This window comes from Cellulosimicrobium sp. 22598, from assembly GCF_052044445.1.
GTDB lineage: Bacteria > Actinomycetota > Actinomycetes > Actinomycetales > Cellulomonadaceae > Cellulosimicrobium > Cellulosimicrobium cellulans_G.
In genome coordinates this window covers 91,345-104,012 of record NZ_JBQEMZ010000005.1, presented here as the reverse complement: position 1 = coordinate 104,012, position 12,668 = coordinate 91,345, and the positions used below count along the sequence as shown (strand labels likewise).

At 73.9% G+C, this 12,668-nt stretch carries 9 protein-coding genes; 6 read left to right on the top strand and 3 right to left on the bottom strand.

The features are described from left to right. The first annotated feature begins 11 nt into the window (after positions 1-11). Together ACTJIY_RS07250 and ACTJIY_RS07245 are read left to right on the top strand one after the other, a co-directional pair. Entirely contained in the window at positions 12-1,421 is a 1,410-nt protein-coding gene (locus tag ACTJIY_RS07250; protein ID WP_440674005.1) for a DUF1996 domain-containing protein, read from the top strand. Between the two features lie 103 nt (positions 1,422-1,524). Next, positions 1,525-4,134: a discoidin domain-containing protein gene (locus tag ACTJIY_RS07245; protein ID WP_440674004.1), complete on the top strand. Its 2,610-nt coding sequence runs from the start codon at positions 1,525-1,527 to the stop codon at positions 4,132-4,134. Between the two features lie 872 nt (positions 4,135-5,006). On the opposite strand, the gene ACTJIY_RS07240 is transcribed toward ACTJIY_RS07245, so the two are convergent. After that, the gene (locus ACTJIY_RS07240) at positions 5,007-6,032 is read right to left on the bottom strand and encodes a 3-oxoacyl-[acyl-carrier-protein] synthase III C-terminal domain-containing protein (RefSeq protein ID WP_440674003.1); all 1,026 of its coding nucleotides are present in this window, start codon (positions 6,030-6,032) and stop codon (positions 5,007-5,009) included. A 146-nt stretch (positions 6,033-6,178) separates the two neighbouring features. On the opposite strand from ACTJIY_RS07240, the gene ACTJIY_RS07235 reads away from it, so the two are divergent. From ACTJIY_RS07235 to ACTJIY_RS07220, 4 genes are all read left to right on the top strand, one after another. Next, the gene (locus ACTJIY_RS07235; protein WP_440674002.1) at positions 6,179-7,237 is read left to right on the top strand and encodes a hypothetical protein; all 1,059 of its coding nucleotides are present in this window, start codon (positions 6,179-6,181) and stop codon (positions 7,235-7,237) included. 88 nt (positions 7,238-7,325) lie between these two features. Next, on the top strand, positions 7,326-7,745 hold the full coding sequence (locus ACTJIY_RS07230) for a PPOX class F420-dependent oxidoreductase (RefSeq protein WP_253054972.1): 420 nt from the start codon (positions 7,326-7,328) through the stop codon (positions 7,743-7,745). Positions 7,746-7,861: 116 nt separating this feature from the next. Next, positions 7,862-8,722 carry a sigma-70 family RNA polymerase sigma factor gene (locus ACTJIY_RS07225; protein ID WP_440674001.1) on the top strand — a complete coding sequence of 287 codons (861 nt, stop codon included), beginning with the start codon at positions 7,862-7,864 and terminating at the stop codon, positions 8,720-8,722. Between the two features lie 60 nt (positions 8,723-8,782). Beyond that, a complete protein-coding gene (locus tag ACTJIY_RS07220; RefSeq protein WP_440674000.1) occupies positions 8,783-9,697 on the top strand; it encodes an NADP-dependent oxidoreductase in 915 nt (304 codons plus the stop codon). 31 nt (positions 9,698-9,728) lie between these two features. On the opposite strand, the gene ACTJIY_RS07215 is transcribed toward ACTJIY_RS07220, so the two are convergent. Beyond that, positions 9,729-10,844 carry a mannonate dehydratase gene (locus ACTJIY_RS07215; RefSeq protein ID WP_253055125.1) on the bottom strand — a complete coding sequence of 372 codons (1,116 nt, stop codon included), beginning with the start codon at positions 10,842-10,844 and terminating at the stop codon, positions 9,729-9,731. Between the two features lie 2 nt (positions 10,845-10,846). Next, complete coding sequence (locus ACTJIY_RS07210) at positions 10,847-12,487, bottom strand: mannitol dehydrogenase family protein (protein WP_439159306.1); 1,641 nt, start codon at positions 12,485-12,487, stop codon at positions 10,847-10,849. Positions 12,488-12,668 lie beyond the last annotated feature (181 nt).

The following is a 12,668-nucleotide window of genomic DNA, read 5'->3' as shown; positions in this document are numbered from 1 at the left end:
AAGGAGGAAGCATGCACGGCACGACACGCACCACCACGCTATCGCCTCCCCGGCACGGCATCCGCCGCCCCGGGACGCGCCGACGCCGGATCGCCGCGACGATGACCGGCGTCCTCGTCGCGTCGACCTCGGTGGTCGTCACGACGAGCGCCGCAGCCGCCCCGGACACCCTGCTCTCCCAGGGCGCGCTGACGGCGGCGTCGAGCTCCGAGTCCGGCGGCCTGGGGCCCCGGTTCGCGGTCGACGGCGACCGGTCCACCCGTTGGGCGAGCCAGCCGAGCGACGACCAGTGGCTCCGCGTCGACCTCGGCGAGCCGCACGACCTCGACCGCGTCGTCCTCGACTGGGAGGCCGCGTACGGCAAGGACTTCACGGTCCAGGTGTCGCAGGACGGGCAGTCCTGGACGACCGTCGCGACCGTCGTCGACGGGACGGGCGGCGTGCAGTCGTTCGACGTCGACGTGACGGGTCGCTACGTCCAGGTCGTCGGGACGGAGCGCGGCACGCAGTACGGCTACTCGCTGTACGAGCTCCAGGTGTTCGGCGACGGCGACGCGCCGGACCCCGAGAACCCGCCGGAGTGGGACGACGAGGTCACGCACCACGAGTTCCAGGCCAACTGCTCGTTCTCGCACTTCCTGCCCGACGACCCGATCGTCTTCCCGGGGCAGCCGGGGAAGTCGCACCTGCACACGTTCGTCGGCAACCGCGTGACCGACGCGTTCACGGTGCCCGAGGACCTGTTCGAGGACACCGAGTCGACCTGCACCGTCCCGCAGGACCACTCGTCCTACTGGTTCCCGGCGATCGAGAAGAACGGCGTCCCGATCGAGCCCGACATCCCCATGACGATCTACTACAAGTCGGGGATCGACGACTACACGAAGGTCAAGCCCTTCCCGCCCGGCCTGCGGTTCGTCGCGGGCGACATGATGGCGACGTACGACGAGTTCCGGACCGCGCCGGGCGCCGTCGAGGGCTGGGAGTGCGGTGACATCTCGAAGAGCTGGGACATCCCGGCGTACTGCCCCGAGGGCACCGAGCTCAACATCCGCTACCAGGCGCCGAGCTGCTGGGACGGCATGCACCTGTCCCCCGACGCCTCGGCGCACATGGGCCACGGCGCGCACATGGCGTACCCCGTGGACGGGCAGTGCCCCATGACGCACCCGATCGCGGTCCCGATGATCGAGTTCAAGATCGCGTGGCCCGTGAGCGGTGACATGTCCGACGTGCGGCTCGTCAGCGGCTCCGACCAGTCGTGGCACTACGACTTCATCAACGGCTGGGAGCCCGAGGTGCTGGAGCGCCTCGTGGAGCACTGCATCAACGGCGGGCTCCAGTGCAACCCCCGCGGGTACGACCTCTACAAGCCGCACCGCGGCACCGTGCTCGACGAGAACTACCAGCTCGTCGGCTGACACCCCTCCGCCCGACGGGTGCGGCGTCGTCGACCACGACGGCGCCGCACCCGGGGCACGGCCGTGCCCCGGTACGGCCCACCGACCCGAAGAAGGCAGGACCATGCATCTCCGACCTACGGCCAGGCTCCGCCTGGCCTCCCTCGCCGCGGGCCTCACCGCGGCGTGCGTCGCGGCCCCACTCGTGGCGCCCGTCGCGACCGCGGCGGAACCCGTCGACCTCTCCCAGGGCAAGACCGCGACCGCCTCGAGCGTCGAGGGCGACTACGTCGCCGCACGGGCCGTCGACGGCGACCTGAGCACCCGCTGGAGCAGCGAGTTCTCCGAGGGCCAGTGGCTCCAGGTCGACCTCGGCCAGGTCTCGACGCTCTCGTCCGTCGCCCTGACCTGGGAGGGCGCCTACGGCAAGGGCTTCCGCATCGAAGCCTCCGACGACGGCGCGACCTGGCGCACGCTGCGGACGGTCACCGACGGTGCGGGCGGGCAGCAGACCCTGCCCGTGTCCGGGACCGGACGGTACGTACGCCTGCTCGGCACCGAGCGCGGCACCGGCTACGGCTACTCGCTGTGGGAGCTCCAGGTGTTCGGCACGCCGGGGACCGACGGCGGGACGGTCGACCCGGGCGGGCCCGGCGACGACTGCACGACGAACGCCGCGCTCGGGAAGGCGGCGACGGCGTCGTCCACCGAGGGCGCGTACGCCGCGGGCCTCGCCGTGGACGGCAAGGACGGCACGCGCTGGAGCAGCGCGTTCTCCGACGCGCAGTGGCTCCAGGTCGACCTGGGTGCGATCCAGCCGGTCTGCGGCATCGAGATCGACTGGGAGGGCGCCTACGGCAAGGGCTTCCGCGTCGAGACGTCCGACGACGGCACCCTGTGGCGCACCCTGCGCACGGTGACCGACGGGACCGGCGGCACGCAGGGTCTCGACGTCACCGGCTCGGGGCGCTACGTCCGGCTCGTCGGCACCGAGCGCGGGACCGGCTGGGGCTACTCGATCTGGGAGCTGCGCGTGCTGACCACGGCTGACGGGACACCGAACCCCGGGACGGGCGAGCCGATCGAGGGCGGCGGGGACCTCGGGCCCAACGTGCACGTGTTCGGCCCCGGCACCCCGGTCGACCAGATCCAGGCCGCCGTCGACGCGGCGTACGCCGCGCAGGAGGAGAGCCAGTTCGGCCTGCGCCGCGACCAGTTCCTCTTCGAGCCCGGCACGTACCCGGTGCACGTCAACGTCGGCTTCAACACCGCGGTCAACGGCCTCGGCAAGAACCCCGACGACGTGAGCATCACCGGCGGCGTCTGGGCCGACGCGGAGTGGTTCGAGGGGAACGCGACGCAGAACTTCTGGCGCTCCATCGAGAACCTCGCCGTCACCCCGACCGGCGGCGACATGCGCTGGGCCGTCTCGCAGGCGGCGCCCATGCGTCGCATCCACGTCAAGGGCAACCTCATGCTGCACTCGTCGCGCTACGGGTGGGCGTCCGGCGGCTTCACGGCCGACTCGATCGTCGACGGCCAGGTGCGGGGCTACACCCAGCAGCAGTGGTACACGCGCGACTCGACGCTCACGGGCGGCTGGGACGGCACGCTGTGGAACATGGTGTTCTCCGGCACCGAGAACGCCCCGCCCACGACGTTCCCCGAGCCAGCCGTCACCACGCTCGACACCACGGGCACGATCCGCGAGAAGCCGTACCTCTACCTCGACGGCGACGACTACGCCGTCTTCGTCCCGTCGCTGCGCGAGGGCACGCGCGGCGCGACGTGGAAGAACGGCTCCACGCCCGGAACGTCGATCCCGCTCGACGACTTCTACGTCGCGCACCCCGGCGACACCGCCGAGCACATCAACGCCGCGCTCGACCAGGGCCTGCACCTCCTGCTCACGCCCGGCGTCTACGAGCTCGACGAGACGATCGAGGTGAACCGCGCCGACACGGTCGTGCTCGGTCTCGGCTACGCCACGATCGTGCCCACCGCCGGGCAGACCGCGCTCCAGGTCGGCGACGTCGACGGCGTCCGCGTCGCGAGCGTCCTGTTCGACGCCGGGGCGACCGAGTCCCCGTCGATGCTCACCGTCGGCACCGAGGGATCGACCGCGGACCACGCGGACGACCCGATCTCGATCCACGACGTGTTCGTGCGCGTCGGCGGCGCCCACGCGGGCAAGGTGGAGAGCGCGATCGTCATCAACGCGGACGACACGATCGTCGACCACATCTGGTCGTGGCGCGGCGACCACGGCGAGGGCATCGGCTGGGACGTCAACACCGCCGACCACGGCCTCGTGGTCAACGGCGACGACGTCGACGGCTACGGGCTCTTCGTCGAGCACTACCAGAAGTACAACACCCTGTGGAACGGCGAGCGGGGGCGCACGATCTTCTATCAGAACGAGCTCCCCTACGACCCGCCGAACCAGGCCGCGTGGAACCACGACGGCATCCGCGGGTGGGCGGCGTACAAGGTCGCGGACCACGTGCAGCACCACGAGGCCTGGGGCCTGGGCTCCTACTGCGTGTTCACGTCCGACGCGTCGATCGTCTCCGACAACGGGTTCGAGGTCCCGGTCACCCCGGGCGTGCGGATGCACTCGCTGCTGACCGTCTCGCTCGGCGGGGTGGGCACGTACGAGCACGTCATCAACGGCGTCGGCCCCCGCGCCAGCGGCGTCGAGACCGTCCCGGCGAAGGTCGTCAGCTACCCGTAGGGGGAAGCCACGGCCCGGCTGTCGGCCGCCCGGCGTCGGACCCGGGCGGCCGACAGCCGGGTACGCCCCTCCGGTCGCCCCGGCCCGACGCTCCCGGGGTAAGACGTCGACCGGTCACCTCCGGTCCGACACCTCCGCGGAGGGCGGGGCGGGTCTACCATCCGCCGCTCGTTCCTCGCGGCTCCCGCCAGACCCGCCACGACCCGCCCCACCCTCCGCTCCGGCGTCGGCCCTCGCAGGGGGTCTCGCCTCGGGCGATCGGTCGGGGCACGGGCCCCGCAGTGCTCCGGACGGTCACGGCGATCACCCCCTCGACCCGGTGCAGGGGCCGAGTCGAGGGCGACGCACCCACCCACCGACCGTCACAGCCGACGGCTGACGGCTGACGGCTGACGGCTGACGGATCATGAGATGCGAGTTGTTGCCCCTCCACGGACGGAAGAGAGGGCAACAACTCGCATCTCGTCGTCGGTGCTGGGCCGGACCTTGCTGCGGTGAGCCGCGAGCCGCGAGCCGCGAGCCGCGAGCCGCGAGCCGCGAGCCGCGAGCCAGACTCACCCATTGCGGGAGGCGTGCGCCGACCACCCCGGCGCGTCGCGCTGACCCCGCACCACCGCGCTCCGTCGCGGCACGCACGTCCGCGTTCACCCTGGTGAGACGGACGGGGAGGTCGGGTGGAGCGAGGGGTGGGGCGGGTCGTGGCGGGTCTGGCGGGAGCCGCGAGGGACGAGCGGCGGATGGTAGACCCGCCCCGCCCCTCGCGGAACTCGACCGGAGGCGACCCAGCGACCCGACCAGAGGCGACCCGACCAGAGGCGACCCGACCAGAGGCGACCGGAGCACGGGACCAGCGGGCGCGGCGCGAGCCGGTGTCAGCGGGTCGGGGTCTCCACGACCTGGCCCGCCCAGGCGAACCCGCCGCCGAAGCCGAAGAGGAGCGCCGGGACGCCGGCGGGGATCTTGCCGGCGTGCCACCACTTGGAGAGCCCGAGCGGGATGGACGCGGCCGACGTGTTGCCGGACTCGACGATGTCGGTGACGACGATCTTGGACTCCAGCCCGAGCGACTTCGCGAGGGGCTCGATGATGCGCAGGTTCGCCTGGTGCGCGACGAGCACCTCGATGTCGTCGAGCGAGGCTCCGGAGCGCTCCACGACGGAGCGCGCGCGGTCGGCGGCGCGCGTGATGGCCCACTTGAAGACGGCGCGGCCGTCCTGGGCGAACTTCTCCTGCGGCGCCTCGATGAGCACGGCGGGGGTGAGGTCGGGCTCGGAGCCCCAGGTCACAGGACCGACACCGGGCTCGTCCGTCGCGCGCAGCACGGCGGCGCCCGCGCCGTCGGCGGTGAGGATGCACGTGCTGCGGTCGGTCCAGTCGGTGAACGCGGTGAGCTTCTCCGCACCGATGACGACGGCGGTGCGGGCGGAGCCCGCGCGGATCGCCTGGTCAGCGAGGCCGACGGAGTGGGCGAACCCGGAGCACGCGACGTTGACGTCGAGCACCGCGGGCCCGACGACGCCGCGCAGGTCGAGCTCGGACGCCTCCTCGGGCGTCGACTGCCCGGGCATGACGCCGGTGCGCAGGTGATAGGCGACGCGGCCGGCGGTGTTGGGCGAGCGGTCGGTCGCGGTGGCGGTGGCGACGATGACGAGGTCGACCTCGGCGGGGTCGACGCCCGCGTCGGTGAGCGCGTGGCGCGCGGCCGCGGTGGCCATGTCGGCGACGGTCGTGTCGTCGTCGGCGACGTGCCGCGTGACGATCCCCGTGCGCGAGCGGATCCACTCGTCGTTGGTCTCGACGAGCTGCGCGATGTCGTCGTTCGTCAGCGTCTTCTCGGGCTGGAAGTGACCGAGGCCGGCGATGCGCGACCCGGCCGCGCCGGTGGCGGGAGTGAGCATGAGGTCGATCATGTCACGCGCCGCCGCGCCCGAACGACCTCGTCAGGAGACCCGGACGGACCCCGCCGCGCACCGGGGCGGTGACATCTCGCCCACCATCCCCTACCCTGCACTTGAGATTTTCTTGACCAGAGAGGAGGGCTGCCATGACCGCATCGCGCGACGACCTCGACGGCCGCGACGGACCGGCCTCCGCCCCGCCGGTGGACGCCCCGAGCTGGGGCTCGGCCTCGGAGCCGGCGGCCGGGCTGACGGGCCTGCCCGGCAACCCGGGGTTCCTCAGCCCCGGGATCCCGGCGTTCGCCGTCCGCGACCGGCACGGCCGCGCCGTCGTCGAGACCCCCCTCTCGCCCCGCGCGCAGTCGCGCTACCTGACCTGGCTGGTCCTCGGCTCGGGTGCGCTGGTGGCGGTCGTCGCCGGGGCCGCCCTCACCCTGCTCGCCGGCCACCTGCTCGGCGCGGGCGCCCTGCCGGGAGGCCGCCCGGCTCCGTGGTGGCTCGTGGTCGCGCTCGCCGTCGTCGCGCTCCCCGCGTGCGTCCTCCTGCTCGGCGTCCACACCGTCGCCCTCGGCGCGAGCGGGTCCGCCCGCGTCGCGTCGCGCCTGACGTGGGCCACCGCGCTCCTCGGCGTCGCCCTCGGGGTGGGTACCGTCGTCGGGCTGGACCTCGCGGACGTCGCGCACCCCCTCGCACGAGACCTCGAGCTCGAGCCGCTCCTCGCGCTCGCGTGCGTGGCCGTCGGGGCGCTGGCGGGGGGCGCGGTCGCCGTCCTCGCGACGGCCGCGGCGCAGCTCGAGGCCCGAGCCGTCCAGGAGCGGCTGCGCGCGCTGCGGCGTGACGGGGTCCGCACGCCGGGCTCGCTCGTCGACCGGCGGTACCTGGGTTCGTGGACCGACGACGGACGGCCGCGGTTCGACGCGACCGTCGCCTACGGACCGCCGGGCGCGGAGCGGAGCGTCGAGGTCCTGCTCGTCGCGCCGCCGGACCGCGTGCCCCTGCCCGGCGCACCGGTCGTGGTCGTGCACGACGTGCAGGACGACCCGGACGCCGTCGATCTCCCGGCGCCGGGCCGTGGCGGTAGCGGCGGTGCCCCGGGCCGCTGGCTCGACGCCCTGGTGCTCGTCGAGCTCGACCAGTCGCGGACCGTGACCTACGACCCCGACGTCGGCGCGTTCGCCCGGGACGAGTCCCCGAGCGTCTCGTGAACCGGGCGCGGCGCGCCCCGGACGCGCTGACGGACCTCGCGTGCCGTAGCGTCGGGACGTCCCGCCGTCCCGACCTGGAGGAGCCGTCGTGTCCCGACCCCCGCTGCCGTCCCGTCTCGTCGAGCTGCTGCGCCGCCCGAACGCCGCCGTCATGGCGACCGTGCGGTCCGACGGCGCACCCGTCACCGCGGCGACGTGGTACGTCTGGGAGGACGACGGCCGCGTGCTCGTCAACCTCGACGAGTCGCGCGTGCGCCTCCGGCACCTGCGGAAGGACCCGCGCGTCTCGCTCACCGTGCTCGACGAGAACTGGTACACGCACGTGACGCTCGTCGGACGTGTCACGGAGCTGAGCCCCGACGAGGGCCTGGCCGACATCGACCGGATCTCTCGCCACTACACGGGGCACGAGTACGCGAACCGGCACAGCCCGCGCGTCAGCGCGTGGATCGAGGTCGAGCGCTGGTACGGCTGGGGCGAGGCGCGGTCCGCCGCCGGGGACGCCTAGCCGCACGGACCGTGAACCCCCGCGGGGTCCGTCCTCCGGGTGTCCCTCGCGTGCGCCTCGAGGCGCCGGTCCGGCGGATGATGGCTGTCATGTCGCACACCTCAGGACCGAGGGACGTGGACCGGGACCGCCTGGTCGGCCTGGCATTCCGGATGCTCGGCACGGTCGCCGACGCCGAGGACGCCGTGCAGGAGGCGTTCGTCCGCTGGTACCGCCTCGACGACGCGGGTCGCGAGGCGGTGACGAACCGCGTGGGGTGGTTCGCGAGGACGACGAGCCGCGTGTGCCTGGACGTCCTGAAGAGCGCGCCGCGGCGCCACGACAGGTACGTCGGCCCGTGGCTGCCCGAGCCGGTGGCCGACGGGCGCTACGCCACCCCGACCCTCCAGGACGGCGACCCCGCCGAGCTCGCCGTGCGGTCGGAGTCCGTGAGCATGGCCCTGCTGACGGTGATGGAGTCGATGACGCCGGCGGAGCGCGTCGCGTTCGTCCTCCGCGACGTGTTCGACGTCCCCGTCGCCGAGGTCGCGGACGTGCTCGACCGCTCGCCGGGTGCCGTCCGCCAGCTCGCGTCGTCGGCGCGCGCTCGTGTCGCAGCGGGCGGCGACGTGAGCGGCGTCCCCGACCCCTCGCTCACCGCCGCGTTCCAGCGCGCCGCCGTCACCGGCGACGTCGCCGAGCTGCTCAGGCTGCTGCACCCGGACGTGACCCTGCTCTCCGACGGCGGTGGCGTCGCGCGCGCGGCCCTCAACCCCGTGCGCGGAGCCGAGAAGGTCGCGCGGTTCGTCGTCGGGGTCCTGGCCCGTCAGGCGCCGACCACGCTCCGGCTGCGCGAGACCCCGTCCGGGGTCGTCCTCACCTTCGACCGGGACGGGGACACCAGCGGCGTCCTGGAGCTGGTCACCGACGGCGGCGCGGTGCGTGCGGTCCTCGTCCAGTGGAACCCCCACAAGCTGCGGACCTGGCGCCCCACCTGACACGGGACCGGGCAGCGTCGTCTATCTGGTGCACACCTCCACCCGAACAGGAGCACACCTATGCAGGCGATCATCGTGACCGACCCCGACGCCGGAACCGCAGGGATGGCGCTGACCGAGCAACCCGAGCCGCACGCGTCGGAGAACGACGTCGTCGTCCGCGTCCACGCCTCCGGCTTCACGCCCGGGGAGCTCACCTGGCCGGCGACGTGGACGGACCGTGCCGGGCGTGACCGTACGCCGAGCATCCCCGGACACGAGCTCGCAGGGGTCGTCACCGGCCTCGGTTACGGCACCACCGGCCTCGACGTCGGGCAGCGCGTGCTCGGGCTCGCCGACTGGACCAGGAACGGCACGCTCGCCGAGTACGTCGCCGTCGAGGCCCGGAACCTCGCGCCGCTGCCGGCCGACGTCGACTTCGTGACCGCGGCGAGCCTGCCCGTCTCCGGCCTGACGGCCTGGCAGGGCCTGTTCGAGCACGGCCGCCTCCAGGCGGGGCAGACCGTCCTGGTGCACGGGGCCGCCGGCGGCGTCGGCTCCGTCGCGTCCCAGCTCGCGCGCGAGGCCGGGGCCTACGTCATCGGCACCGGCCGCACGGCCGACCGCGCGGCGGCGCTCGACCACGGCGCCCACGAGTTCGTCGATCTCGGTGCCGACGACCTCGCCGCCGTCGGACGCGTCAACCTGGTGTTCGACGTCCTCGGCGGAGACGTCGCCGCCCGGTCCACCGACCTCGTCCAGGCCGGCGGCACCCTCGTGACGATCGCCGAGCCCCCGGCCCGGCAGCCCGAGGACGGCCGGTCGATCTTCTTCGTCGTCGAGCCGGACCGGGCCCAGCTCACCGAGATCGTCGCGCGCGTGCGCACCGGACGGCTCCGCACCACCATCGGCACGGTTCGCCCGCTCGCCGAGGCGCCCGACGCGCTCAACCCCACCGAGCGGCCGACCGGCAAGACCATCATCACGATGGCGTGACGCAGAGCGTCCCGCAGCTCGTGCCGAGTCGTCAGGCGTCGTACCGGAACGCGTCCCAGGCGCCGAGCAGGTACTGGACGCCGAGCGCGCGGTCGTACAGGCCGTAGCCGGGGCGGGGCTTGTTCGTCGTGTTCTCGTCCCACAGGTGCCGGCCGTGGTCGGGGCGCACGTAGCCCTGGTAGCCCGCCTCGGCGTACGCGCGCATGATGCCCGTCGTGTCGACGCTGCCCTCGCACGCGCGGTGCGCGACCTCGGTGAAGTCGCCGTTCCCCAGGTGCTTGATGTTGCGCACGTGCGTGAAGTGGATGCGGTCCATGAACGTGCGCACGGCGTCGACCGCGTCCTGGTCGGGGTTCGCCGAGAAGCTGCCGAGGCACAGCGTCAGGCCGTGGTACGGGCTGTCGTGGAGGGACAGCACGCGCGCGAGGTCGTCCTTCGTCGACACGACGCGAGGCCAGCCGAACACGTCGTAGGGCGGGTCGTCGGGGTGCACGCCGAGCTTGACGTCGGCCTCCTCGCACGCGGGGATCACGGCGTCGAGGAAGTACCGGTAGTGGGCGTACATGTCCTCGCGCGTCACGCCCTCGTAGGCGGCGTCGAGCTCGGCGAAGCTCGCGAGCCGCTCGGGCTCCCAGCCGGGCAGCGTGAGGCCGTGCGTGTTCGCCTCCATGTCGGCGATGAGGCTCTGCGGCGAGAGCGCGTCCACGACGGCCCGCTCGAAGAACAGCGCGGTCGAGCCGTCGGGCAGCGGGCGCCACAGGTCGGTGCGCAGCCAGTCGAAGACGGGCATGAAGTTGTAGCAGACGACCTTCACCCCGGCCCGGCCCAGCCGGCGGATCGTCGTCACGTAGTTCTCGATCGCCTCGTCGCGGCTGCGCCCGAGGACGGTCCTGCCGAGCTTGATCGACTCGTGCACGTTGACGGACTCGACCACCTCGGCGTCGAAGGTCCGGGTGATCCCGCGCGCGCGGGCCTCGTCGCTCAGCCCGGTGATCGTCGCGACCTCGGCGTCGATCTCCGCCTGCTCCCACACCTCGCCGGCCTGCTTGCCGTGCAGGCTCCACACGATCGTCTCCACGCCGGGGACCTGGCGCACGTGGTCGAGCGTGACCGTGTCGTTCCCCTCCCCGTACCAGCGGAACCCCATCTTCACGGCGCAGCCTCCTCGTTCGTCGTGCCGGTCGTGCCGGTCGTGCTCGCGCCGACGGCCGCGGCGACGGCCCCGTCGGCGATCTCGTCCAGGCGCGCGTCCGGGACCCCGGGCAGCAGGCCGGGGAGGCGGACGAGCGCACGGACGGCCGCCGCGTCGTCGGGCGCGCCCGCGACCACCGCGCCCAGCTCGTCGCCGCGCGGGTCGTCCACCGTGCGGCCCGCGCGCACCTCCGCGACGACGTACCCGGCCCACGCGGCGAGCGCCGCCACGACGCCCCGCGGCACCGGGGCGTCCGGGCGCGCCGCGAGGAGGTCGGCGAGCGTCGCGCCCCAGCGGAACGGGATCTTCTGCGTGCCGTCCGCCGCGACCTGCCGCGTCGTGTGCCCCGTCGCGGGGTTGGCGAACCGGTCGAGCAGCGTCTGCGCGTACGCGGCGAGGTCGACGCCGTCCGGCGCGTCCACCGTCGCGAGCGCGTCGGCCTGCAGGGCCCGGGCACCCGCGGCGAGCGCCGGGTCGGCGACCGCCTCGGCGATCGTGGCGTGCCCCGCGAGCGACCCCGCGTACGCGAGGTAGGAGTGCGCCCCGTTGAGCAGGCGCAGCTTCGCGCGCTCGTAGGGCGCGACGTCGCTCGTGAGCGTCGCCCCGCCTCGCTCCCACGCGGGGCGCGGCCCGGCGAAGCGGTCCTCGATCACCCACTGGAGGAACGGTTCCGCCACGACCAGGCCCTCGTCGCGCGCGCCGAGCAGCGTCTCGACCTCGTCGCGCTGCGCGGGCGTCGTGGCCGGCACGATGCGGTCGACCATGCTGCACGGGAAGGTCACCGACGCGGCGAGCCAGGCGCGCAGCGCATCTCCCTCGGCGCCCGGGAGTGCGGCGTCGACCGCCTCGCCCACGAGCCGGGCGAGCACGTGCCCGTTGTCGGCGAGGTTGTCGCAGCTCAGCACGGTCAGGGGCGCTCCCCCGGCCCGACGCCGCGCCGCGAGCCCGCGCACGAGGAGCCCGACGGCGCTGGTCGCCGCGACGCCGTGGGCGTCCTCCCCCGCGGCGTCGCCCGGGACGCCCGCGCCCGCCACGCCCCCGCCCGGAGAGCTCGTCGCCGCCTCCTCGCGGCGCAGCACCTCGAGGTCGCCCGCGACCGCGTCGACGTCGAGGTGACCGTCGGCCCGGCGCGCGTACCCCTTCTCGGTGACCGTGAGCGTCACGACGTGCGTCGTCGGTGCGGCGAGCGCCGCGAGGACGCGCGGCGTCTCCTCGGCCGGCCACGCGACGTCGGTCACCGACCCCACCACGCGCGGGGACGCGCCGTCGGGCCCGACGGTCAGCACGGTGTAGACCCCGTCCTGCGGTCGGAGCTGGTCGCGGACCGACGCGGAGCGCTGCGTCACGCCGAGGATGCCCCAGCAGGTCTCGCCCGTGGCGCGCGCGGCGTCCTCGGTGACGACCGCCTGGTGCGCACGGTGGAAGGCGCCGATCCCGAGGTGGACGATCCCGACCTGCGTCGGGAGGACGGGCGCCGGCGGGAACGCGGGACGGGCGGCGCGGCGCAGACGCGCTCGCGCCGATCGCGCGGCGTCCGCCGGCGTCGCAGCGGACGACGTCGGGCCGGGTCGGCTCGGGACGTCGGTCGGGGCTGTCACGCGGCCTCCAGCGGGGTCTCGGGTCGGCGACGGTGTCACCGGATGGTCGGACCGGGGACGAGCCCCGGCGAGCAGGGAATGCGAACGATTGTAGTTACGGCGAATCTGGGTACGGAGGTCTTAACGTGCAGGTGCCTGCAAACGTTCGCAGTAGGGTCGCACGACGGCTCGCGTGCCGACG

Coding starts and splice junctions, on each gene's coding strand:
- ACTJIY_RS07250 (WP_440674005.1), top strand. CDS start 12: ATGCACGGCACGACACGCACCACCACGCTATCGCCTCCCCGGCACGGC.
- ACTJIY_RS07245 (WP_440674004.1), top strand. CDS start 1,525: ATGCATCTCCGACCTACGGCCAGGCTCCGCCTGGCCTCCCTCGCCGCG.
- ACTJIY_RS07240 (WP_440674003.1), bottom strand. CDS start 6,032: ATGCTCACTCCCGCCACCGGCGCGGCCGGGTCGCGCATCGCCGGCCTC.
- ACTJIY_RS07235 (WP_440674002.1), top strand. CDS start 6,179: ATGACCGCATCGCGCGACGACCTCGACGGCCGCGACGGACCGGCCTCC.
- ACTJIY_RS07220 (WP_440674000.1), top strand. CDS start 8,783: ATGCAGGCGATCATCGTGACCGACCCCGACGCCGGAACCGCAGGGATG.
- ACTJIY_RS07215 (WP_253055125.1), bottom strand. CDS start 10,844: ATGGGGTTCCGCTGGTACGGGGAGGGGAACGACACGGTCACGCTCGAC.